Here is a 25,309-nt window from a genome sequence, read left to right as displayed (position 1 = left end):
TATGTGCAGTGCAAAAATATCCCGCTTTTTGGCTCTCTTTACCGCGGGTGTCATCCTGATGCCATCAGCTACCTACAGTAAAATAAATAGCGCAACAAATGCAATCTCATTTACAGGTGCCTATTTTGCTGGAACAGTTGCAAATCATGAAAATAAGACAGATCTAGCCATTCGTTATTTTAAGCAAGCACTTGTTTATCAACCCAATAACATTGAAGCGCAAAAAAACCTCCTTGAGGCAATGCTTTCTGTGGGAGATTTTAAAGAAGCTGTTCAACAAGCAAAAGAGCTCAAAGCACAAGGTATTACAACACCCTTTGTTTCCTTAACGCTATCAATAGAAAGTCTTATCAAAAAAGACTACAAAAATGCTAAGCTTTTTTTGCAATTAAAAGAACCTCCTGCATCCAATAATCCAGTCCCTGCACTTATCGATGCGTGGATAACATTTGGATCTGGAAAAAAATCACAAGCAATCATTGACCTTGAAAAAATAAAAGGACCACTCTGGTACGATCTTTTTACACGTTATCACCTCGCACTTATGAGTGACCTTGCAGGACGTACAAAAGATGCAGAAAAATACTTCATCGAAGCGCTCAATAATAAACAAGGTATTCTCATCGCCCCCAATACTTACGAACGTATCATTATAGCCTATACCTCATTCCAATTAAACCACAACATGCGCCAGAAAGCTCTTCAGACAATTAAGCATGGTGAACAGATGTTATCAGGTCGTGAAGTCCTTAAAAACATCCGAGAAAAAATTGAAAAAGGTGCTTCTTTAGAAAGACTGGTTAAAACACCCCAACAAGGAGCAGGTGAGCTTTTGTATAATTTTGGAACATCTCTTAACCACAAAAGCTCAGCACGAATTGCACGTATTTTCGAACAATTATCTTTTGCTTTGTACCCTCAAAATGACGCCACATTATTTCAACTAGCTAATATTTCTGCCAAGTTGGATGATACCAAACAAGCAATTAAACTTTACCAAGCCTTACCACCTAAATCTCCTTATTATAGAGATGGACAAATACAGCTTGCATTCCTTCTTGCAAATAACAATAATTACAATGAAGCGATCAAACTACTTACATCATTAAAGAAAACTTTCCCTAATGACCGCTCTATTTTGTTAATATTGATCGCTCTTTATATGCAAGATCATCAATTTACTGAAGCAACCCAAACTCTCGATCATGCTATCGCACGGATAAAAAAATTTCAAAAAGATGATTGGAAGCTCTTTTATCAGCGAGGTATTGCTTTCGAACGTTTAAATCAATGGCCAAAAGCAGAGATAGACCTGAGAAAAGCACTTGAATTTGTTCCCAATCAACCACAAGTCCTTAACTATCTTGGCTACTCACTTGTTGATCGTGGTCAAAAACTTGAAGAATCACTCCATATGCTGCAAAAAGCTTCTTCCTTACAGCCGAAAAATAGTTACATCATGGACTCTCTAGGATGGACATATTACAAACTCAAACAATACAACAAAGCTGTACAAATATTAGAAGATGCTGTTAGATTACAGCCTGAAGATCCAACATTAAATGATCATTTAGGTGATGCCTATTGGCAAGTGGGGAGAAAACGTGAAGCAATATTTCAGTGGCATCATGCCCTTGATGGGGAAGCAAAAGATTCCCAATTAATTCAAAAAAAATTGAAATTTGGCTTACAATAAATAACGGTGCTTGACCATAAGCATATGACACAATAAACACCTATAAAGGTAAAATCTCCTTTAGTTGCTGTTAGTTTAATTCAATATTAAAGAGTATAAAGCGTGAAACTGCCCGAACATCTCAATCCCAAACGTTCTTTTCAGGGGCTCATCTTAACTTTGCAAAATTATTGGGCTCATTATGGATGTGCAATTTTGCAACCTTATGATATGGAAGTGGGAGCAGGAACCTTTCATCCCGCCACAACACTGCGCTCACTAGGGCAACGCCCTTGGAAAGTGGCCTATGTCCAACCCTCTCGGCGCCCAACAGATGGACGATACGGTAAAAATCCAAATCGTTTACAACACTATTATCAGTTTCAAGTCCTTATCAAGCCTTCTCCTCCCAATTTACAGGAGCTTTATATCCAATCACTACAAGCAATTGGCCTTGATACAAAACTTCATGATATTCGCTTTGTTGAAGATGATTGGGAAAGTCCAACTCTAGGGGCTTGGGGACTTGGATGGGAATGCTGGTGCGATGGAATGGAAATTTCTCAATTTACGTATTTTCAACAGGTTTGCGGCATTGAGTGTGCTCCAGTTTCAGGAGAAATTACCTATGGACTTGAACGTTTAGCAATGTATATCCAAGGAGTTAATAACGTCTATGATCTCAATTTCAATGGTTTAGACGGAAAAAACAAAATAAGCTACAGAGATATTTTTCTACAAACAGAACAAGAATATTCCTACTATAATTTCGAATTTGCTGATACAAAATTATTACAACAACATTTTATCGATGCAGAGCGTGAATGTGTTGCATTGCTTGAGGCTGGAAAACCAAATAAAGAAAATGGTCTACATCTATGTGTTTTTCCCGCTTATGATCAATGTATTAAAGCCAGTCACATATTTAATCTTTTACAAGCGCGTGGTGTTATTTCTGTAACGGAGCGACAGAGTTATATTCTTCGCGTCCGCGATCTCGCACGCCGCTGTGGAGAAGCTTTCCTACTCACAGAGGCTGGTCAATTACACACGAAAGGGGAAGTTATCTAATGTCTGATCTTCTTCTTGAACTTTTTAGTGAAGAAATTCCTGCACGTATGCAACGAAAAGCTGCAGCGGATCTCAAAAAACGGATCACAGATCAACTTGTAAATGCAGGGTTAACCTATAGAGCTGCTCGTGAATTTTGGACACCACGTCGGCTAACCTTAAACATACGCGGTCTGTCTATGCGTTCAAAAGATATCCATGAAGAACGTAGAGGTCCCAGTACAAAATCACCACAACATGTCATTGAAGGCTTCCTACGCTCAACAGGATTAAATAACATTTCTGAAGCAGACGTTACACATAATCATAAAAAAGGCGATTTTTATATCGCTAAAATCACCAAAAAGGGACGAAGTGCAGAGGAAATTATTGCCGATATTGTACCAGATGTTATTCGCAATTTCCCGTGGCCAAAATCTATGCGTTGGGGAGAAGATTCAGCTAAAAGTGGTGCATTAAAATGGATCCGCTCTTTACAAAACATTCTCTGCATCTTCGGACCAGAAATTGGTGAAACGCACGTTGTTCCATTTACTGTGGGTTCTCTTAAAAGCAATAATCTGACCTATGGTCATCGCTTCTTAAGCGATGGAAAACCAATCCAAATCCGCCGCTTTGAAGACTATATCACCAAGCTTGAATCCTATAAAGTCATCCTTGATGCTGAAAGACGAAAGAATATCATTTTAGCAGATGCTCAAAATCTTTGCTTTGCAAATGGTTTAGAGTTAATTCAAGATGATATTCTTCTGGAAGAAATTGCAGGACTTGTTGAATGGCCCGTTGTACTGATGGGAAGTTTTGACAAATCTTTCCTTAATATTCCTTCAGAAATTATTCGCTTGACCATTCGAGCTAATCAAAAATGTTTTGTAACCCACAAACAAGGTGAAAAGGAGAAACTCTCTCATTATTTTATCCTTGTTTCTAATATTCTTGCAAGTGATGAAGGCAAAGAAATTTCTAAGGGAAATAGTAAAGTTGTCTGTGCTCGTCTTTCTGATGCCCTCTATTTTTGGCAAACCGATCAAAACAATTTGCCTGATATGAAACATTTAGAACTTTCTGCAAAAAAATTGGATCTTGATTTAAAAAAGCCTCTCGATCAAAGAATGGCGCGACTTGACCATTTAAATGTAATGTTCCATACAAAATTAGGGACGCAAGGCGCAAGAGTAGAACGCATAACAGCCTTGGCTCAAGAAATTGCTCCTTTAGTGCAAGCAGATCCACGCCTTGCTAAACGTGCAGCAGTCCTAGCAAAAGCTGATTTACAAACAGAAGTCGTGGGAGAGTTTCCCGAGTTACAAGGATTAATGGGACGGAAATATGCACTTCTTCAAGGAGAAGATCCCCGTGTAGCTGAAGCAATTGAAGACCACTATAAACCCCTTGGACCAACAGATCGCATTCCAAAGGAACCTCTGTCCGTAACAATTGCGTTAGCTGATAAAATTGACACGCTTGTCGGTTTTTGGTTGATTAATGAAAAACCAACTGGCTCAAAAGACCCCTACGCATTAAGGCGAGCTGCATTAGGAATTATTAAACTTTTGCTTTTGCGTGACTGGAAAATTAATCTTATGCCATTGTTTAAACTGGCAGCAAATCTTTTTTTATATAAGCAAATTAAAAGTCAATCTTCTCAAATAGACAATATACAATCATTGAATCTATCTCTGGAAAAAACAGAATATATTTTATCAGATCTATTACTTTTCTTTCATGAACGTTTAAAAATCTATCTAAAAGAAGAAGGGGCTCGTTATGATGCTGTTGAAGCAATCTTAAACAAAGATGATGATGATTTTTTGTTAATCACACGTCATGTCGAAGCGCTCATCGCCTTCATGAATACAAGTGATGGCAGCAGCTTTTTGACTGCTGTAAAACGTGTTGTGAATATTCTTGAGAATAACCTTCAAAAAGATATCGTCATAGAAAACGAAATAAACCCTGAGCTCTTTATCGAAGCAGAAGAAAAACAACTCTATCAAGCAGTCATTGCCATAGAAAGTAAGGTCCGTGATCACATCAATGCGACAAACTTATCAAATACACTGAATACACTAGCATCATTGGGAAAATTTATCGATAGATTTTTCGAAAAAGTATTAGTGAATGATGAGAATCCCAAAATTCGCGCTAACCGTCTCGCTCTTCTCAAAGATATACATAACCTTACAAAAGCAGTAGCAGACTTTTCAAAACTTGTCGTTTAAAGCTTTAATGCCCTGTCGATTGAGAAAGTGATAAGGTAAAATTTTGTTCTTTTATACAATTTTTATTGTTTAATATATGGTTTTGAATTTTAACATGAGAAAATTTCAACTTAAAATTCAAAATCATTTTAAGTTTTTGCATAACGCATAGCATAAATAACAATTTATAATGATCGATACAAGACATTGATTTATAATGATAATTAAGCGTTATTCATATTAAATTAGAACCCCTAATATCGTAAGATTCTCTCATTTCAAATCTACTTATCCTGAATCAACATCACTTGCTTGCATGTCAAAAGCGAGACTAAAAATTGTTAAAGAAAGGACTAAAAATGGTTCTTATGAACTTATCTTAGCAAGGGCTTTCGCAACACCCACGAGCTAGCAAATATAATGGTGGTGCTGACTTACTACTTCACAAGCGTAAAAATGGTGATGCTCAATGGCTTTATCGCTATATCATTCATAGTCACCGTCGTGAAATGGGCTCTTGGGTGTCTTGAGAGATGTCTCTTTAAAACAAGCACGTGAATATACAAACCAATGGCGTTCGGTTTTACGTGAAGGTCGTAACCCTATTCAAGAACGTAATAAACAAAAGTGTGAGGCAATGAGCAATCTTCATTACTTAAAAGACATTGCTCTAGATGCTTTTGAAAGCCGTAAAGCTGAACTAAAAGGAGATGGTAAAAATGGAGATTGGTTTTTACATTTACGCCTTCATATTCTTCCCAAATTAGGCTGTCTACCTGTTTCAGAAATTACACAAACAGAGATACGCGATACCCTTGCTCCTATTTGGGCATTCAAAAGCTGGCACTGCTCGAACAGCATTGATGTGTTTTAATCTTTGTCTCAAATATGCGTGGCTGCCTTGGGTTTGGATGTTAATTTACAAGCAGTAGAAAAAGCACGCGCTCTCTTAGGAAGATAATGTTATAAAAAACAAAGCTTACCAGCTATAAATTGGAGAAAGGTGCCGAATTTTTACCAATTTCTCTGCAAAACAACAACTATAAAACATTTAGCTTTGCATCTGCTTATTCTGACAGGGTTTCGTAGCAATCCTTTGCGTCATATTCGTGAAGATCAGATCAAAGCATTGATTAAATTTTTAAATCACAACATATGAGTTTATAATGATAATGCAACGTTCGCTATACTCAATGAAAGTGCCGAGGATTCTTGCACTCTAAACCTTCTGGCTATTGGAATAAACATTATCTGCCTACATTTTACAAAAGTAATGGAATGCATCTAAAAAACTATTTGAAAAAGCGCAAATACATCTCTTACAAATCATCTCCATGTAACAAATGTTGCAATACCCTACAACGAATACCTTCATAAAGAGAGCATTATATTGTTTTCTAGAAAATACTAAAAGGCGAAATCAAAAACTCTTGAGACGTGCTTTTGAAACTAAACCACCACCCTATGCCGCAAAAAATGTCAAAAGAAATAGAATTCCTTAAGAACAAAAACACACCCGAAAAAAACAGGCTCTTTGAGCGTTTCAAATTCTTATTTAATTAAGGTATGTTTTCATTTTGCCAAGGGTCTCCTCACAAAGAGAAGCCTTAATAAGTTCATCCGCCTTATCAGAATCTAATTCTTTTGTAATAAGTGTACGAGCAGTAGAAACCGCTAAATCAATTGCAGCTGAAGAAACCATACGGACCGCATCAGCCTCTGCTTGAGCAATCTTTTGCTCCGCCAATTTATTGCGATTCTTTACATATTCTTCTGCCTTCTCACAAGCCTGAGCCATAATAGCTGAAACTTCATGCTTAGCGGCTGCAACAATTTCTTGTGCATCTTTTTCTGCTTCCGCATGTTTGCGTTGATATTCAGCCAAAATCTCCTGCGCTTCCTCGCGAAGACGAAGTGCTTCATCAAGCTCATCCTTGATCCGCTTTGCACGTGCATCAAGATAGCGCACAGCCATTTGTGGAACTTTGAAATAAACCAAAAGAGCTAAAAAGAGAACTAATCCAACAAAAGCCCAAAAAGTATCAGTCATTTTTGTAATCCTCAAGAACCTTCAGCTTTAACAGCAGCATGAACAGAGTCTTTATTAACATCAATATCAATCAATTTTTTGACAATTTCCAAGGCCACTTCTTCGGCAATGGAGTTAACATTTTGCATAGCTTTATCTCGTATTTTTGCTATCTTTTTTTCAGCATCTGTTAGTTTTTTTTCTAAACTGGCTTCGATTTCTTTCCGCTCAAGCTCAGCCTTTTCTTTTATCTCCTCACTAGCAGCCTGCGCCATAACGTATGCCTGTGAACGCGCTTCTGCCAATTTTCGTTCATAGGTTTCAACGACGGTATCCGCTTCCTGCTTCATACGCATTGCTTGATCTAAATCTGATGCGATACGATCCCGACGCGTTTCAATAACACCGCCAATGCGTGGCACAATTACACGTGAAATAAAAAGATAAAAAAGCCCAAAGGAAATTGCCAACCAAAAAAAATGTGAACCAAAATGCACAAAATCAAAAGGTGGAAACACACGATCTGCATGCCCTGCCACATTCTCGATATGCCCCGTCGACGACATTTCAGTTGTTTTGGCATAAGCGTTAGAAACAAGCATTCTCTTTTATCCTTCAAACACCTTATTAAAGTTCTTTAAACTGAAAACTCTCAACCGAAGTAACTTCGCTACAAGGGCCTGTCTAGCTTTTGTATAAAAAACCGACACACCCTTATAAAGCTGACTAAACTGCAAAAAGAAGCAACAAAGCAATAAGCAATGAAAAGATACCCAAAGCTTCTGTCACAGCAAAACCAAAAACCAGGCGACCAAACTGACTATCGGCGGCTGATGGATTGCGTAACGCACCAGAAAGATAGCTCCCAAAAATATTCCCAAGCCCCAAAGCTGTCCCTGCCATACCAAAACAAGCAAGACCAGCACCAATATATTTTGCTGCAAGCACTAATTCCATATTATTCTCCTTTAAAGTGAAAGTGCACCATTTGACGAAAAACCGCCAGTTTGATTAATGTCCTGGATGAACTGCATCATTAAGATACATACAAGTTAAGACCGTAAAGACATACGCCTGAAGAAATGCAACCAAAAATTCAAGAGCAGTAATCGCTACAGTCATAATAAGTGGCAAAATTGAACCACCAATGCCTACAACGCCTACACCAATCATTGAAACAACAAAACCAGAAAATACTTTGAGAGTAATATGACCAGCAAGCATATTCGCAAAAAGACGAAGTGAAAGACTGATGGGACGAGAGAGAAAAGAAATAACCTCAATCATCGTCACAAGAGGCAGGATCATAACAGGCACACCACTAGGGACAAAAACCTTAAGAAAACTCGTCCCATGTTTATAAAAACCATAGAAAATGACCGTTAAAATAACCAACATCGCCAATGAAAACGTGATCATGATCTGAGAAGTAACCGTATAAAAATAAGGAAAAAGACCAATAAAATTAGCAACGAGAATAAAGGTAAACAACGAAAAGACTAAAGGAAAAAACTGTATGCCTTGCACACCAGATGATTCCCGCAGCGTTGATGCAACAAACTCATAAGCCATTTCTGAAAGAGACTGCATCCGTGTTGGAACCAACCCACGACTTGATGATGAAACAAAGAGAAAAACCGAAGTTATAACAACAGTAAAAACTATAAAAAACGATACATTCGTAAACGATAAGTCCATATTCCCTACGGAAATATTAATCAGCCGCGAAACTTCAAACTGATGAATAGGATCTGGAGCGTGTGACGTCACTTCAACCTCATTTACCGGACCTTTTACGGGCCCCTTTACTTTGGCGCGATGCGCCTTTTTGCCCTAATTGACTGGGAGCAACAATGCCCACAGACCGAAGAATATTCAATATACCAGCAGCAAATCCAAGAAAAAGAAAAAACACCAATCCCCACGGTAATGTATCTGCTATCTTGTCAAAGCCCAACCCAAAAATAACACCCACAATAATACTTGCTAGAAACTCACTAGAAAGCTTAACAGCACGTGCAATCCCCGTTTTTTCCTCTCCTTCCTGATTCCCATACCCCCGCCTCTTTAATGCTTCCTTTTGCATTAAAGCTAAACCTAATTTTTGACTACGACATTCCAAATCCTCTGAACGGGAACTCTCTCCTTGCTTTTTTTCTTCAGTCCCCTTCTCTGATACAGCGGGGCCATCACCCTTTGCCATAATCAGCTCCTTAATCAAAAAGCAAAGAAAAACCTATTCTTATAAAATCGTGGACATCATATTGTTCGCAAAATTATTCGTCAAGGTATTAAACAAAATCTCTTACAATTTATCACACAAATTAATTGATCTGACAACTTTATAAATCTCTGTAGTGCACACACTTTAAAATCATACTCTCAATTTTCATAAATACATTTCCAACGCATCTTTAGAAAACCATATCTACGATCATAGAACAACTCTAAAAATAGATTGAAAAAATATTCCCTTAGATCAATCATATATTGCAACTATGATGAATAAGGAAAAAAGTGGCTTTAATGAAAGCGCTATATCATTTAACACATAACAAAATATTGGAATTGAAAACACATAACGCAGTAGACCTACGCTCATCGGATTTTTAAATGGATGTGAGACCACTTTGTATAACTGTCATCAATTTTTTGAGCGCTTATTTTGACAATTGACATACTGCCATATACAAAAAGAATATCGAAAGACTTCTTGATAAAAAACAGTACCACAATTGCCTTCCTTGATTGGCAATTAAGAGCATTTTTTCTTGTATTTAAATGACTTACGAAGAGAATTATACTCTTTCTCAAACGACTTTATTTCTAAATAGACTCCCCTCACAACAATATATATGAATAATTTTTTAAGCCTAGATTTAAAAGAAATTTCAATAAAGAAACACTTTTATGTTTAATGTCGCATCATTTATGTTGATCAATTGTATTGATAAAATAAGAAGATGCTGAATAAATACCTTATTAAAAGTAAAGTTTTATCTCTTGATAAAAAACAATCCATTTGCAATCTAAAAATGTAATAACTTAGAAAAGTCTTATCTTTTGATAACGGACTGTTAAATACAGATTGAATCGACAACAAAACAGAAACGTTACTTCTTTTGCGAACGTGCTGCAAAAGGATTATCCGATGCCCGTAAAGATATACGGATCGGCACACCAGGCATATCAAAAGCATCACGTAGCCCATTGGAAAGATAACGTAAATACGATTGTGGCATGGCTTTTGGTCTCGAACAAGAAACCATAAACCCAGGAGGACGCGTCTTTACCTGTGTTATATATTTGATCTTAAGTCGGCGCCCTGAAATTGCAGGCGGTGGATGATGGGTAACAACAGTTTCAAGCCACCTATTTAATTTTCCCGTGGAAATACGTCGATTCCATACACGATGCATCATGATGACATTTTCCATCAGCTTATCAATTCCTTGACCATATTGGCCTGATAAAGGAACAGCCCTCAAACCACGGACCTGAGGAAGAAGGCGGTTACATTTTTCATACAGATCAATCAATGTCACCTGACTATTTTCAATAAGATCCCACTTATTAAAAGCAATAATTGGAACCCGCCCTTCACGAATGACAAGATCAGCAATTTGTAAATCCTGTTTTTCAAAAGGCACTGTTGCATCAAAAACGATGACCACCACCTCTGCAAAACGAATAGCACGTAAAGTATCCGCAACAGAGAGTTTTTCTAATTTTTCTTGAACTCTTGATTTTCGACGTAACCCCGCAGTATCAAAAAGCTTGATATGACGCCCCCGCCATTCCCAATCAACAGAAATAGAATCACGTGTAAGCCCAGCTTCAGGTCCTGTTAACAATCGATCCTGCTTCAACATACTGTTGATAAGAGTTGATTTTCCTGTATTTGGACGTCCTGCAATCGCAATCCGAATAGGCTTACTTTCATCATAAACAAGCCCCTGCTTTTCCACATCATCACCAACCAATACAGGCTGCATAACCATATATTCTTGTTCTTTGTCACTCTCAAAAGCGCGCTCTTTCCCAACAGCATCTATAATTGCATCACGAAGATCAGAAAGCCCCAAACCATGTTCAGCAGATATTGCACAAGATTTTCCCAAACCGAATGACCATGCTTCATGCACTCCTCCCACAGCTGCATTTGACTCAGACTTATTAGCAACAAGCACGATCGGCTTTCCCGCCTTGCGAACCAGTGAAGCAAAATTTAAATCAATCGGCGTTATTCCACTCTTGGCATCAAACACAAATAAAATAAGATCAGCTTCATTAATAGCAGCCTTTGTATGAGAGCGCATACGCCCTTCAAGCGTATGTTCATCGGCTTCTTCTAACCCTGCCGTATCAATCACATCAAAACGTAAATCTTGAAGTTTTGCCGCATGACCCCGCCTATCACGTGTCACGCCTGGCTGATCATCAACCAAGGCTAATTTTTGCCCCACCAAACGATTAAAAAGCGTTGACTTCCCCACATTAGGGCGACCAACTATAGCAATGGTAAGGCTCATAAAATTATTCCTTATTTAGCTTGCCTTCAGCATGTATAAGCTCAAGCATCATTCGAGCCCGATCTATGACTTTTAATCCTTGTGTCGCCTCTTCAGTAATTTTACGAAAATACCCAACCGCTTCATCTATTTTATCTGCTTTATATGCTGCTAAACCTAACGCTTCTCTCGCAGACATACGCATGGGATCAATATCATTTGCCATATCTTTAACTCGTTTTTTAACATCCTCTAAAGTTCCTGTATCAACCAAAATGTAAGCTGCCCGAGTTTTTGCAATGCGCCGCAAAATTTGTGGTGCTTTTTCATCAGCGGCAACAGAATCAAAGGCTTCTACGGATTTCATTGCATCACCTTGTTCCATCAACAAAGAAGCCTCACGCAAACGAGCAAGAAAAGGATATCCTCCAAAATGTGAGTCTTTAACATTTTCTAGGTGCTTGATTGCTTCATCAAAATGGCGCGCATCAGCAAGCTCGAGGCTTTTTACAAACGCATCACCAACAACATTGGCTTTCTTTATCTGCCCATGATGATAAATTTGATAAATAACGATCATGAGTACAAAGAGAATTGCTGCCCCAATAATTGAAAAACCATAGCGTCTCCAAAAAGCAAGAGCCTTTTCCTGACGAAACTCTGCATTAACTTCAGCAATAAAATTATCATATGACATATATTGTACCTTGGAAAATTACTTTTCTACTTTTTACCTATAAATGAATAAAGATGGTAACCTCTTAAACTAAAAAACTTAAAATTACCAATCCATTCTTTTCAAACCTCTTTCTTCAAACCATGTCAACCTTTGCAAGGAGATCAATAAAAACGATGTAACAGCCTTTTGGTTCAGTAAAAGTTTTTACATCATTTTATAAAAAAGATGACCACATTAATATCCACGATATATGCTTACATATCATAATACAATGAATGACGCGTATCATCTCCCCGTTATAGATATGGTGATCCCCCTTTTAAAAACTTCAATCAACAGTTATCCATCCCTTTTTAGGATACTGAATTTTAGGTAACACAAAGAAAGCACTTCACCAAAAAGTCTCTACCAAACACATATTTCTTAATTTCTTTCATAAAAAATATCTGTGTCCTAATAAACACCCCTTGTTTTTGATATGAGAAGAATATTGCAATTCCGTGAACCAACTTAATTAAAACATTCAAACTTCAAAAAAGCATTTTAAATAAAATAACCTGTCTTTAATTTATCTTCATCCAGTGAAGTATCCCTAACAATAAACGCCTTACAGTTTCTAAAGCACGCTATTGTAATGGCCAAACCCACATAAGCATTGGAACCGCGACAATAACGATCAATACTGCTAACGGCGCCCCAAAGCGTGGATAATCACTAAAGCGATATCCTCCCGGTGCCATCACAAGCATATTACTTTGATGTCCAATAGGGGTGAGAAACTCACATCCTGCACCAATTGCAACAGCCATCAAAAAAGCTTCTGGCTTATAATGAAGAGAATGGGCAAAACTTGAGGCAATTGGAGCAACCATCATAACAGTCGCTGCATTATTCAAAAATGGCGTTACCAACATGGCTGTAATCAACATGAGCGCTAAGGCACCCGATGGTGGGAAAAATATTGCCACCTGACTCAACCATTGCCCTATGAGATCCGTACATCCTGTCTTCTCTAATGCCCCACTCACGGGAATAAGTGCTGCTAATAAAATCAATATTTGGCCATCTAATGCCTGATATAAATCACGTGCTGGTAAAACGCGAAAAATAACCATTGCAGCAGCAGCAGAAAAAAAAGCAAAAGCAACCGGAACAATATGGAAAGCCGTCAAAATAATTGCTACAAATAAAATGATTAAAGAGATAATACCATGACGCAAGTTCCCAAATACAATATTACGTTTGGCTAAGGGTAAACATTTTAACTCCCTCAGCAAATTGGGAATAACCGCATCTTGGCCTTGCAAAACAATCACATCCCCGAGGTGAAAAATAATATCACAAAGCCTTCCTCGTACTCTTTCATGTTGACGACTTAGTGCAAGAAAATTGATATCATAACGATCAATGAGTGAAAATTCTCGTGCACTGCTGCCAATAAGAGGAGAATTATGTGTAACAACTGCCTCAATAATATCAATATCGCTATCTTTATCACTCGCTGTAATAGCGCGACCGGTAGAAAATTCTAAACGAGCAGAACTCATAACACTATCTAGCCCTGTATGCGAACCTTCCAGCAAAACAATATCATTTTCAGACAATACAAAATCTGGTAACGGTGAAATAGAAATCTTATTTCTGATAATTTGAATGACCATGACATCCCCACCCGATGGTTTAACCAAATCAACGACGGTTTTTCCTATAATCGGTGAATTGGATGGAATATGCACTTCTGAAATATAATCACGGATATCAATGGCATCATCAAAAGACCCACCAGAATGCACGCGCACAGGTAAACGCCAAGAAAAAAAGATCAAATATAGGACACCAACAGTGGCAACAGCCGCACCAACCGGCGTAAAATCAAACATAGTAAAAGGAGTCCCCGCTAAACGTTCTTGCATTGCCGAAATAACAACATTAGGAGAAGTCCCTATCTGGGTCATAAGACCGCCCAATAAAGAACCAAATGCCATAGGCATCAAAAAGACAGAGGGAGAAACCTGGGAACGACGTGCAAACTGAAAGGCAATCGGAAGCATAATAGCCAAAGCACCGATATTTTTAACAAACATTGACAAAAATACAACGGTAATAACCAAAAAAGCCAATTGTAAGCGGACAGATTTAACATCTGGCCATATCCGTTGAATAATGAACTCCATGATACCAGAACGTGATACAGCTGTACTGACAACAAACACACTCCCCACAATAATGACGATATCATTGCTAAAACCGCTAAATGCCTCCTTCGGACTGACAAGGCCAACAGTACAAGCAATCAACAATGTACAAATAGCAACAAGATCATAACGAAAACGATCCCAAATAAAAACAACCATCATGAGACCAATGATAGAAAAAGCCATTATTTGATTTTCCGTCATGCTAACTATTTCTCCCCAGTAACTTATTCATAAATAACAACATACCCTTTATGTTTTAACTGTTCTCATAAACAGGAGCAAGGCAAAAGCAAATATGAGTGCGCCTTAGGAAGGACGACAAGCAATAAATTATGGTCAACATATATCTCCCTCTTCTTGTTTAAAAGCGCATTATAAAAAGAAAATGCGTGGCATTTTCTAAAAGAGTATTGCAAAAAAGATGAGAATAACTCTACATATAAAGGGGATAAAATGTTGAAATTAATATATGTGATGGCTTAACCTTCGTTGTTGCATAAAAAAAATTATTTTCATTCTTGTAAAGAATAAAAAAGCGAAAGAAGAAATGATGAGCAATCGTAATGGTGGATATCGAAGTCATCTAAGGTACTGGTTAACTTACATTATTGGACTTATCGCTATCCTGGCAATTATCGTTGTCGGCTGTTTTTATATGGCAAAACCTTATCTTGACAGTTTTGTGAAACAAGAAATTGCCCGCCGCTCTATAAAAGCAGAAACATCTGAGGTGAGTATCATCGGTAAAGTCAACTTAACGAATGTTACATTACCAGTTCCTGCCGGTGTATCTCTTAAAATTGGTGCCATTTCTGGCCGTCCTCCTATTTCGTTGATTCCGGGAACCTTTACACTTTATAATGTTGATCTAAAATATCATAATATTCATCTACGAATTCCCGAAATCTCTCTCAATAGTGTCTTCTTAAAGGAAAAGGATAGGACGATCGCATCCCACCTTTTGCAATCAATCATGCGTATTGAACTTGCCTCAATTGTTGCTCCGGATATACAGCTTTCTGTACAAAATACGAATAACCAAATTGAAAAGTTTGAGGTAAAGAATTTCCAGCTTTCTGATTTTAAAAATGGTCATATTCACTCTGTGAGTATGGAAAATATAGACCTTAAAATGCTTACTACCAATGGTGCTAAAAAAACGCATTTTACCACCACGAGTGATTCAATAAAAGCACATGATATCGATATTAACTACGCATATTCTATCATTTTAGGGAAAAATAATCCCATTCATAAAGAAAGAAACGTTATTGGTCCTGTTTCTCTGAAAAAAGTCATGATTAATGTCTTAGAAAAAGGTGGTAAAAATGCTTCTTTCTCTCTTGGTTCATTTAAAACATCTGGTTTAAAAATGGAACCGTTCAAACAAATGCCTGGACAATTGATTAAAACTTATCTTCAGGCAAAAAAAGCAGAGAATCAAAAAGACAAAAAAATAACACAACGTGATACTCTCATGAACAACCTGCTCCATATGACTCTCGTTGATGCAGAAGCTGACAATCTTACCGTTAAGACACCACAATTTGAAGTAACATTCGAATCATTTCACTTTAAACAAAGTCTATGGCAGCATCCCATACCAAAAAAACTTCTAATCTCTTTCAATAACCTTGCATTTTTACCTAAAAAAATGGAAGAAAAAGACTTAGAACTCTTGAAACAAATGGGAGTTGAGCGCCTTGATTTGTCAGAAAAAATAAATATTACTTATGATGAAAGAAAACATGTGCTTTCCCATAACCTATCTTTTGACATAAAAAATGTTGGATCTGGAAAAATATCGGCGAAAGTTGTTGACGTCGATGAGAGACTCTTTTCTGCTCAAAAAGATTTAATGACTGCCGTTTCTCAAAACTTTGGTATTTCTGAAGTTCACATTCTCTATACAGATGCTGGTTTTATTGATAAGTCTTTTTCTTATCTTGCTCAAAATCTTAATGATAAAAAGCATGATCTCAAAAAAGAGCTTTATGATGATTTCTATCTGATGATGACACAAAGCCCAAAAATCTTTTTAAAAAATCATGCTGAAGCAGAAAAAATTTCAAAGTCTTTAGGTGAATTTGCGAAAAATCCTCAAACCTTGATCATTAAGATGAGAGCAAAGGATAACAAAGGCATCACAATGGCTGACTTTGAATCCGCCTTACAAAATAATTTGTCCACAGTTTTAAATAAAATACACCTCACCATTAAAAATGAGGCATCACCTTAAAAGCGTGTTTCATTTTTAACATGATAATCTTGTCAATAGATTAAGAGCTTTATTTCTCTTTTTCATTTTGTATGGTACATGGGAACGTTGTAAAAAGAGTAGTTTACGCGAAAAATATCTATTCATAAAAATTGCTGATACTTGGAGTTGTTCATGTCTGATTTATCTTCAAATCGCCTACCTAATCGGGCTTCTCGTGTCACAAATCAAGCGCTTTCTGCTATCGAGCGTTTTCTTCATATTGAAGCTCTCAGTGGTATCGTTCTTTTATTAGCTGCTGCTGCAGCACTCATTTTTGCCAACTCCCAATATGCCGCTCTTTATGAGTCTTTCTGGCATACACCTTTTGGCTTTAACTTCGGGCATTTTTCTCTCTCATGGGATTTGCATTTTTGGGTTAATGATGTTCTCATGACTGTCTTCTTTCTTGTTGCTGGAATGGAAATCCGACGCGAAATTCATGAAGGTGCTCTTGCCGATTTTAAACAAGCCATTTTACCAATTGTTGCTGCAATAGGTGGAGTTTGTCTTCCTGCTGTTATTTATCTCCTATTCAATTTCAACGGGGGACATACACACGGTTGGGCCGTACCAACAGCCACAGACATCGCCTTTGCACTCGGCATTCTTGCTCTTCTTGGCAAGAAAATTCCTTCTAATCTTCATATTATTCTTTTATCTTTGGCAATTATTGATGATATTATTGCTGTTCTTATTATTGCTTTTTTCTATTCAACAAATATTGATCCTAGCGGTCTAATTATTGCAACAGCAGGCATTGTTTTAGTGTTGTTCTTTCAATGGATCGGGCTGGCATCAGCATGGCTTTATATTCTCCCTGGAGCCATCATTTGGTGGGGATTAATGGCAACAGGTGTTCATCCATCGCTTGCTGGCGTTATTTTAGGTATGATGACTCCAGTTTTTCCGACCCGTACTCTTGTAGCGCCGCTCAGCATGTTAAGCAATGCAATGCAAATTCTCCAAGAAAAAAATACAAAAACAGATCTAAATCATATCTCAGCTGCATTGAAAAAAATGCGTAAAGGACAACGCGATATAATCGCACCGGTAACACGCATTCAGAAAATTTTACATCCATGGGTTGCGTACGGTGTAATGCCTATTTTTGCCTTTGCCAATGCCGGCGTAAGCTTTACAAATTTTGATCTTTCTTCTCATGGATCACTCTTTGTTGTGCTCGGTGTTGTTATTGGTCTCTTTATTGGGAAGCCTTTTGGTATTATTATTGCCAGTTATTTAGCTGTAAAGTCAGGACTGTGCCGCTTGCCTCCTCAAATGACATGGACAGGCGTTTTGCTTATTGGGTTTTTAGCAGGAATTGGCTTTACAATGTCTATTTTTGTTTCAATGCTTGCCTTCAAAGATATGATTCTCCTTGATTCTGCAAAAATCGGTGTTCTTTGTGGATCTGGTTTATCTGCTCTTTTTGGGCTTGGATATGGATTTATTTACATCAAGCGTAATAAAAAACTTTCTCATAATTCTCAACAAACCAAACAATAGTACACCTTTATGTTCTGATGAAAAGCCGTTAGACTTATTTTTGCGTTTAAAATAAGTCTAACCATATCAATAAAGGAAGGTATTTTCATTGACTGTTTTTTCATCAACAAAAAATGAAAAGCTTATTTTCGTGAAGAAATATTCAACTTTCATCATAACACTTATGCAAAAGATTTAATCAAGAACAACGTGCAGTTCTCGTATAAAAAAGTATTTTACAAGCCAAAACCATCATCATATTTGCTAGCTCGCAAATGTTGCAACAACCCTTGCATGAAGACGGTGGTTCATAAAAGCCATTTTTAATCCTTTCTTGTACAATCTTTACCGACATGCCCCCACTTATGATGTGCACGCAAATGATTTCAATTGGTTCAATATGAGATGATTGCTGATAAGAAAAACTTACTATATTCAGAGGTATTTTTTAAGTTGAAAAAAATTTATCATTATAAATCAATTTGTTACCATCAGTTCAAAACACTGGAATCTCGACCAATCAGTGTAAATGGATGATTAAGATTATCAACCGACAAGAAACACAAAACAAACGGCTCATGGCAAATATCTCAACCTATTCTTGCTATCATTGCATAAACTGTGGTTTTCACGACTAACTACATACCATTTGATTTATGGAAAGCTATGAAAATATTATCGTGCCTCATATTTATGAGACTATATCAAAAACGAAAAATAAAATGCTCATGAAATACATTTCATCAATTTTATTTTATGAAATAATCTATATTCAATAAAATCTATGCACTTTATATCAGCTCAGAATGTACAAAAATACCCCGTACCACATCTTATTAACGCGTCATACACTCTGCGATTCACACCTATATAGTAGTTTTTCTATTCTCCATACATGTAAATGTTCACATTATTGAGAAATCTTTTGAAAGTTAACATCGCTTATGCCTTATCAAGCCCATAAACAGCGTGTAATGTTCGAACCGCAAGTTCGGTATAAGCACGATCAATCAAAATAGAAATCTTAATCTCTGAAGTTGTGATTGCCTGAATATTAATGCCCTTCTCAGCTAAAGCCTTAAACGCTGTCGCTGCAACACCTGCATGGCTACGCATTCCAATACCAATAACAGATACCTTAGCAAGATCACTTTCAAACTGAAGAACATCAAATCCAATCTCATGGCGATTTTTTTCAAGAAGTGCAACAGCTTTATCGACATCCGCTGATGGTACAGTAAAGGTCATATCAGTTTTTGAACCATCTTCAGAAATATTTTGTACAATCATATCAACATTAATTCGCGCTTCAGCCATAGGACCAAAGATTGCTGCGGAAATTCCTGGACGATCAGCAAGTCGTCGAAGCGAAACTTGTGCTTCATCCTTAGCAAAAGCAATACCAGTAACATTTTGTTGTTCCACGATTTCATCCTCATCGCAAATAAGGGTTCCAGAAGAATTCATTGGATCATCCATGCCGGGTGCATCGGGATCCTCAAAGCTTGAGCGCACAAAGGTACGAACTTTATGAACCATCGCTAATTCAACAGAACGAACCTGTAAAACTTTAGCTCCTAGTGAAGCCATTTCCAGCATCTCTTCAAAAGCAACTTTTGACAAACGACGCGCCTTAGGTTCTATACGGGGATCTGTTGTATAAACACCATCCACATCTGTATAAATATCGCAACGATCAGCTTGTATCGCAGCCGCTATAGCGACAGCACTCGTATCTGATCCACCACGCCCTAAGGTAGAAATCCGATTGTCCGGAGCTATCCCTTGAAAACCAGCAATAACAGCGACCTGACCTTTCTGAAAATGTTGTATTAAAAAAGACCCGTCAATATCTGTGATCCGTGCATGACTATGCGCGCTATCAGTATGAATAGGAATTTGCCAACCAAGCCATGAGCGCGCATTGATGCCCATTGCTTGAAGTGTAAGAGCTAATAAACCCGCTGTTACCTGCTCACCAGAAGCAACAATTACGTCATATTCACACGTATCTTTATATACTGGGGAAGCATCACGCGTCCACTGAACAAGCTCATCAGTCTTTCCAGCCATCGCCGATACCACAACTGCAACCTCATGGCCCGCTTCGATCTCTCTTTTGACATGCCGTGCAACATTGTGAATACGTTCAATGTTCGCCACAGATGTTCCACCAAATTTCATGACAATACGTGCCATCAGCAATACTCTCACCTCTACGGTTCTTACCTTAAACGACAATGCGAGCAAGATATGACGACCGTATAAACAAATCACTTTGTCCACATACCGAATATCTATCATTTGTGCAAGTTTGGTTATCGTTATATTAATTTCTCTTGACTTTAGAATAAAATCCACCTGACTTGATCTGAAAGAAAGCAAAAGGAATGTGACAATGATAAATGAAACACAGAGCACCATTGATCCAAATGAAATTGATCATTTCTCACGTATTGCCGCAGAATGGTGGAATCCAAAAGGAAAATTTCGCCCACTTCACCAATTTAATCCAACACGTCTTGCTTATATTAGGGAAAAAATTTGTTTAGAGTTTAATCGTGACCCTGCTTCACTTACGCCTTTCAAAAACTTGAGAATTCTTGATATTGGTTGCGGAGGGGGGTTGTTATGCGAACCAATGGCACGTCTTGGTGCTATGGTTTTGGGCGCTGATGCGGCACAAATGAATATCGAGGTTGCAAAAGTCCACGCATCTCAAAATGGACTTTCAATTGATTACCGCACCACAACTGCAGAAACTCTCGCCAATGAGGGAGAACAATTTGATATTATCCTTAATATGGAAGTTGTTGAACATGTTGCTGATATTGACTTCTTCATACAGACCACAGCAAAAATGCTCAAACCGCAAGGGTTGATGTTTATCTCAACCCTTAACCGCACATGGAAAGCATGGGGACTTGCTATCATCGGTGCTGAATATATTTTACGTTGGCTTCCAAAAGGAACGCATGATTATAAAAAGTTCCTAAAACCCCAAGAACTTAAAGATTTTTTATCAAAAAACACCCTCACTGTCATCGATGAGATTGGTATTACTTATAGTCCATTAAATGACAGCTGGAATCGCTCAAAAGATATGGACGTTAACTATCTGCTTTTGGCACAAAATCTCAAGTGAATATCATTTACATCTGTTGGACATCTTGCAATAAAGAATCGAGCTTCCCCTCATCTTCTAAAGCATAAAGATCATCACAACCACCGACATGATAGTCACCTATGAAAATTTGCGGAAATGTATTACGCCCATTCGCACGCTGCACCATTTCTTGACGCAGAGATGTTGACGCATCAATATCTTTATATTTTACACCTTTCTGATCAAGCAAATCACGTGCTTTTGCGCAATAAGGACAGTGAGGACGCGTATAAAGTATTATCTCTTTCATCATATTATTCTCCAATGTTTTTAAAAGAATGTTAACTTGAAGCGCTTCTCAAGAATCAGGAAAGAAAGAAGCCTCTTTTAGTACACGCGAAAATGTTAACACGTCAACTTGCCGCGCACCCGCACGTTTTAACGCCTTAGCAGCTGCTGTAACTGTCGCACCAGTTGTAAATACATCATCAATTAACAAAATAGACCGTCCCTTTAGATATTTTTTAACTTTACTTGGTACTTCAAAAGCATTCCGTACATTTAACTTTCGTTCCCGAGCAGATAAACGAACCTGAGGACGCGTATGTCGACAACGCACAAGCCAACCTGGCTTAAAAACTTTTTTCTGCCTTGCTGCAATATAACGGGCAAGCTCAGCAGATTGATTATAACGTCGCTTTAAAAAGCGACGAAAATGCAAGGGAATAGCAATAATAATATCACAGTCATCAATGATCTCACGTCCAGAAAACACCATCCAATTCGCCATAAAGGATGCTAATTCTATATGATCACCATATTTCAATCGCGTAACCAAAGTTTGCGCTATCCCCTTATGAATAATCGCCGAGCGAACACGTGAAAAAGGAAAAGAGTTTTTAAGAGCTTCACCACTCAGAAAACCATCCCCCATATCACAAGCAAAAGGCGTTCCCATCACAGGACAATAAGGTTTTGTAATAAACTGAAGACCTTTCCAACACTCAGCGCAAATCGTCCCACAAGCAGAAACCGCTTGTTTACATCCAAGACAAACCGGCGGATACAAAATTGTTAGTAAGCGCTCAGTAAACTTACGGAATATATTCCCGCTATTTAAAGCCACTTCCTGAAAGCATAACATTGTTAATTAAGGCTTTTACAGCTCCCCTATACAAAAATATTTTGTATTTTTTAACCGTAATTCCTTTAAAAACTCTTACTGCTTATAAATTTGCTCTTCCTTCACATCATAAACTTGACAGAGCTTGTATAAAAATAGACCTTCTCATAATAATCCATCTATAAATCGAAAGCTCTGAAACGATGCCACATCCTTTAATTTTTGACCATAATCGCATTGAGCAATTCCGAAAACGTGCTTTTCAAAAAGCCAAAAAAGGATATGACTTTTTGCTATCCTGTATGGCTGAAGATCTCTCTAAACGTCTCAGTACTGTTGATCGTCTCTTTACATTAGCTCTTGATATACACAGCCATACAGATCTTGCCGCACAAACTCTCATAAAATCTGGAAAGGTTCATTCTGTAGAGCGTGTTGAAACCGACATGCTTTATCAAAGTCATGACAAAAAATTTCATTTACGTTCTCGGGAATTGCTCGACTTTCCTCCCAATTATTGTGACCTTGTCGTTTCTCTTCTTTCATTACAATTAACCAATGATACCCCTGGCGTTCTTAGTCAGATACGCAATATTCTCAAATCAGACGGCTTATTTCTGGCTGTTATGGCTGGAGCTGGCACTCTAATAGAATTGCGTGAATGCCTTCTAGAAGCTGAAACTGAAATCTATGGTGGGGCAAGCCCTAGAATCTATCCCTTTGCCGATATTCGTGAGATTGGTGCTCTTTTACAGCGTGTTGGTTTTGCACTACCTGTAGCAGATGTCGAAGATATTACAATACGCTACAATACAATGTTTGACCTTATGCATGATCTGAAAGCGATGGGAATGCAAAATGCGCTCATTAATCGCTCACAGCACCCTGTATCTAAGCGATTTTTTCTCCGCGCTGCTGAAATTTATGCACAACGATTTAGCGATCCTGATGGACGCATTCGCGCAAATTTTTCCTTCATTTGGCTCTCTGGTTGGGCTCCTCATCCAAATCAACAAAAACCTATGCAACCAGGATCAGCACAAACATCGCTTGCAAATGTTTTAGAAAAACAGCCGAAAAAAATATAAATGCGAAATGCAAATTATTTTTCAAATATACTTTTATCCGTTGTCCGTAATATCTGACTGGTTATCGTTCCAGCAAGCATTGAATCATTTACATTTAAAGCGGTACGTCCCATATCAACTAAGGGTTCAATCGATATAAGAACAGCAACCAAAGAAACAGGCAGCCCCATAATAGGCAACACAATCAATGCTGCAAAAATAGCACCACCACCAACACCAGCAACACCAATAGAGCTTAACGTCACAACACCAACAAGAGTAACGATCCAAGTAGGATCAAAGGGATTAATACCCACAGACGGTGCTATAATAGTTGCAAGCATCGCAGGATACAGACCTGCACAACCATTTTGCCCAATCGTTGCCCCAAAAGAAGCAGCAAAACTTGCAATAGATTGAGGGACACCAATCCATTCTGTTTGAGCCTCGATATTTAAAGGAATACTCGCAGCGCTTGAACGACTGCTAAACGCAAATGTCAAAACCGGCAAAACCTTTTTGAAGAAAAGAAACGGATTAATCCCTGATATACCAAGCAAAATACCATGAACTCCAAACATTAGGATGATACCAACATAAGAAGCGATGACAAAGGCCAACAAATTCAAAGTATTAGCAATATGAGAGGTTGCCCCTACCCGCGTCATAAGGGCAAAAATACCATAAGGCGTCAAAGCAATGACAATACGGACCAACCGCATAACCCAAGATTGCGCCACTTGAATAAATAAAAGTGCTTTTTCTCCTTGCTCTGAATCATCTTTCTTTAACAGAATAACTGCAGCGCCTAAAAATGCTGCAAAAATAACAACACTGATAATAGATGTACGCTTAGCTCCACTTAACTCAGCAAATGGATTTTTAGGAATAAAAGACAAAATCATCTTTGGAATATTCATATCTGTCACTTGAGAAACGTGACTCCCAAGGATAGCAGAAACATCTTGCCCTTCCTGTACCAAACCATTGGCTGTTAATCCAAAGACATTAACAACCAAAATACCAATCAATGCTGAAAGAGCCGTTGTAAAGAGCAATATTGAAATTGTCATGATACTCACTTTGCCAATATCATAACTAGAATGCAAATGGGAAACAGCTGCAACAATAGAGATAAAGACCAGTGGCATAATAATCATTTGTAATAATAAGATGTAGCCATCACCAACAATACTAAACCATTCAATAGACTTGGATAAAGCAGCATCACCGTCTCCATAAATAACTTGTAAAATACTGCCAAAGATCACGCCTAAAACCAAACCCAGCATAACGCGTAATGAGAGACTCCATGCCATCTTTTTACTTTGAGCAAGCCATAATAAAAAAATAACAAATAAAAATAAATTAATGAAAAAGTTAAATGCCATTTCTTATGCCCACTATTGTTATGATTGATACTGGAATACAGGTTAAAACCAACAGTCATCTCAAAAGGTAAACTGTAAATATTGCTCTTACAAAGCCATTATTTTATCTCTTAATAGCCCTTTTAAAAAGAGGAGAATAAACTGAGACAATATCATTATCTATAAAGCTTTATTCTAAAAGATGTTTCTAACACGAAATAAAATATAAACAACATCTAATCATGAAGAAATAACTGAAATACACGATTCACTATCTAATTGATGTTATCATTCTCTCTTATCATTTGAAGCAATAAACGCTTTCCTAAGCAATAATATAAAAACTACCAACCAACTCGATAAGTTATTTTCATGAACTCGTCTCATGAGCCATGTTTTAGTATTTTTTAAGATACAGTTTTCTATCACTTTTATCCTTATCTTATCATATATATCTTTACAACTTCTCTAAAACTGTAAATGTAAAAACTTTTAAGCCCACAATTCATATTGAGATATGATCAATATGAAAAT

The 25,309-nt window shown here is 37.6% G+C and carries 19 protein-coding genes and 1 pseudogene; 8 read left to right on the top strand and 12 right to left on the bottom strand.

The genetic code is table 11. From position 1 onward, the window contains the following. The first annotated feature begins 1 nt into the window (after window position 1). From ABID23_RS01975 to ABID23_RS01960, 4 genes and pseudogenes are all read left to right on the top strand, one after another. Window positions 2-1,696 (top strand): tetratricopeptide repeat protein, encoded by a 1,695-nt coding sequence (locus ABID23_RS01975; RefSeq protein WP_354188799.1) that lies wholly within the window; start codon window positions 2-4, stop codon window positions 1,694-1,696. Between the two features lie 102 nt (window positions 1,697-1,798). After that, window positions 1,799-2,746, top strand: a complete 948-nt coding sequence (locus ABID23_RS01970) for a glycine--tRNA ligase subunit alpha (RefSeq protein ID WP_354188797.1) — start codon at window positions 1,799-1,801, stop codon at window positions 2,744-2,746. Beyond that, window positions 2,746-4,968, top strand: a complete 2,223-nt coding sequence (gene glyS, locus ABID23_RS01965) for a glycine--tRNA ligase subunit beta (protein ID WP_354188795.1) — start codon at window positions 2,746-2,748, stop codon at window positions 4,966-4,968. The genes ABID23_RS01970 and glyS overlap by 1 nt, the downstream gene beginning before the upstream one ends. 488 nt (window positions 4,969-5,456) lie before the next feature. Continuing rightward, window positions 5,457-6,070 (top strand): annotated as a pseudogene (locus ABID23_RS01960) (tyrosine-type recombinase/integrase); the annotation flags it as partial. 432 nt (window positions 6,071-6,502) lie between these two features. Here ABID23_RS01960 and ABID23_RS01955 read toward each other — a convergent pair. From ABID23_RS01955 to ABID23_RS01920, 8 genes are all read right to left on the bottom strand, one after another. After that, a complete protein-coding gene (locus tag ABID23_RS01955; RefSeq protein WP_354188793.1) occupies window positions 6,503-6,997 on the bottom strand; it encodes a F0F1 ATP synthase subunit B in 495 nt (164 codons plus the stop codon). Between the two features lie 11 nt (window positions 6,998-7,008). Next, window positions 7,009-7,578 carry a F0F1 ATP synthase subunit B gene (locus ABID23_RS01950; RefSeq protein ID WP_354188791.1) on the bottom strand — a complete coding sequence of 190 codons (570 nt, stop codon included), beginning with the start codon at window positions 7,576-7,578 and terminating at the stop codon, window positions 7,009-7,011. Between the two features lie 124 nt (window positions 7,579-7,702). Then, window positions 7,703-7,933: a F0F1 ATP synthase subunit C gene (locus tag ABID23_RS01945; RefSeq protein ID WP_006589457.1), complete on the bottom strand. Its 231-nt coding sequence runs from the start codon at window positions 7,931-7,933 to the stop codon at window positions 7,703-7,705. Between the two features lie 54 nt (window positions 7,934-7,987). Next, window positions 7,988-8,746 (bottom strand): F0F1 ATP synthase subunit A, encoded by a 759-nt coding sequence (locus ABID23_RS01940; RefSeq protein WP_354188788.1) that lies wholly within the window; start codon window positions 8,744-8,746, stop codon window positions 7,988-7,990. 7 nt (window positions 8,747-8,753) lie between these two features. Continuing rightward, the gene (locus tag ABID23_RS01935) at window positions 8,754-9,179 is read right to left on the bottom strand and encodes an AtpZ/AtpI family protein (protein WP_354188786.1); all 426 of its coding nucleotides are present in this window, start codon (window positions 9,177-9,179) and stop codon (window positions 8,754-8,756) included. 910 nt (window positions 9,180-10,089) lie between these two features. After that, window positions 10,090-11,508 carry a ribosome biogenesis GTPase Der gene (gene der, locus ABID23_RS01930; RefSeq protein ID WP_354188784.1) on the bottom strand — a complete coding sequence of 473 codons (1,419 nt, stop codon included), beginning with the start codon at window positions 11,506-11,508 and terminating at the stop codon, window positions 10,090-10,092. 4 nt (window positions 11,509-11,512) lie between these two features. Continuing rightward, window positions 11,513-12,184, bottom strand: coding sequence for a DUF2659 family protein (locus ABID23_RS01925; protein ID WP_354188782.1), 672 nt, complete (start codon window positions 12,182-12,184; stop codon window positions 11,513-11,515). 608 nt (window positions 12,185-12,792) lie between these two features. Continuing rightward, window positions 12,793-14,565: an SLC13 family permease gene (locus ABID23_RS01920; protein WP_354188780.1), complete on the bottom strand. Its 1,773-nt coding sequence runs from the start codon at window positions 14,563-14,565 to the stop codon at window positions 12,793-12,795. A gap of 349 nt (window positions 14,566-14,914) precedes the next feature. On the opposite strand from ABID23_RS01920, the gene ABID23_RS01915 reads away from it, so the two are divergent. Then, window positions 14,915-16,603 carry an aq_1923 C-terminal domain gene (locus tag ABID23_RS01915; protein ID WP_354188972.1) on the top strand — a complete coding sequence of 563 codons (1,689 nt, stop codon included), beginning with the start codon at window positions 14,915-14,917 and terminating at the stop codon, window positions 16,601-16,603. A gap of 153 nt (window positions 16,604-16,756) precedes the next feature. Then, complete coding sequence (gene nhaA, locus ABID23_RS01910) at window positions 16,757-18,130, top strand: Na+/H+ antiporter NhaA (RefSeq protein ID WP_354188778.1); 1,374 nt, start codon at window positions 16,757-16,759, stop codon at window positions 18,128-18,130. Window positions 18,131-19,051: 921 nt separating this feature from the next. On the opposite strand, the gene ABID23_RS01905 is transcribed toward nhaA, so the two are convergent. Beyond that, complete coding sequence (locus ABID23_RS01905; RefSeq protein WP_354188776.1) at window positions 19,052-20,308, bottom strand: aspartate kinase; 1,257 nt, start codon at window positions 20,306-20,308, stop codon at window positions 19,052-19,054. A 199-nt stretch (window positions 20,309-20,507) separates the two neighbouring features. Between ABID23_RS01905 and ubiG the strand changes: the two genes are divergently transcribed. Next, on the top strand, window positions 20,508-21,254 hold the full coding sequence (ubiG, locus tag ABID23_RS01900; protein ID WP_354188774.1) for a bifunctional 2-polyprenyl-6-hydroxyphenol methylase/3-demethylubiquinol 3-O-methyltransferase UbiG: 747 nt from the start codon (window positions 20,508-20,510) through the stop codon (window positions 21,252-21,254). A gap of 7 nt (window positions 21,255-21,261) precedes the next feature. Here the strand turns inward: ubiG and grxC are convergent, their stop codons facing one another. Both grxC and ABID23_RS01890 read right to left on the bottom strand, forming a co-directional pair. Then, a complete protein-coding gene (grxC, locus tag ABID23_RS01895) occupies window positions 21,262-21,525 on the bottom strand; it encodes a glutaredoxin 3 (protein ID WP_354188970.1) in 264 nt (87 codons plus the stop codon). Between the two features lie 48 nt (window positions 21,526-21,573). Then, a complete protein-coding gene (locus tag ABID23_RS01890; RefSeq protein ID WP_354188772.1) occupies window positions 21,574-22,359 on the bottom strand; it encodes a ComF family protein in 786 nt (261 codons plus the stop codon). A gap of 182 nt (window positions 22,360-22,541) precedes the next feature. On the opposite strand from ABID23_RS01890, the gene ABID23_RS01885 reads away from it, so the two are divergent. Continuing rightward, on the top strand, window positions 22,542-23,426 hold the full coding sequence (locus tag ABID23_RS01885; RefSeq protein WP_354188770.1) for a methyltransferase domain-containing protein: 885 nt from the start codon (window positions 22,542-22,544) through the stop codon (window positions 23,424-23,426). Between the two features lie 14 nt (window positions 23,427-23,440). Here ABID23_RS01885 and ABID23_RS01880 read toward each other — a convergent pair whose 3' ends face one another. Next, window positions 23,441-24,796, bottom strand: a complete 1,356-nt coding sequence (locus tag ABID23_RS01880; protein ID WP_354188768.1) for an L-cystine transporter — start codon at window positions 24,794-24,796, stop codon at window positions 23,441-23,443. Window positions 24,797-25,309 lie beyond the last annotated feature (513 nt).

The sequence above is a fragment of the Bartonella silvatica genome (genome assembly GCF_040545155.1).
GTDB classification, from domain to species: Bacteria; Pseudomonadota; Alphaproteobacteria; order Rhizobiales; family Rhizobiaceae; genus Bartonella; species Bartonella silvatica.
The sequence above is the reverse complement of the archived record's forward strand: the minus strand, read 5'-3'. Positions and strand labels throughout refer to the sequence as shown.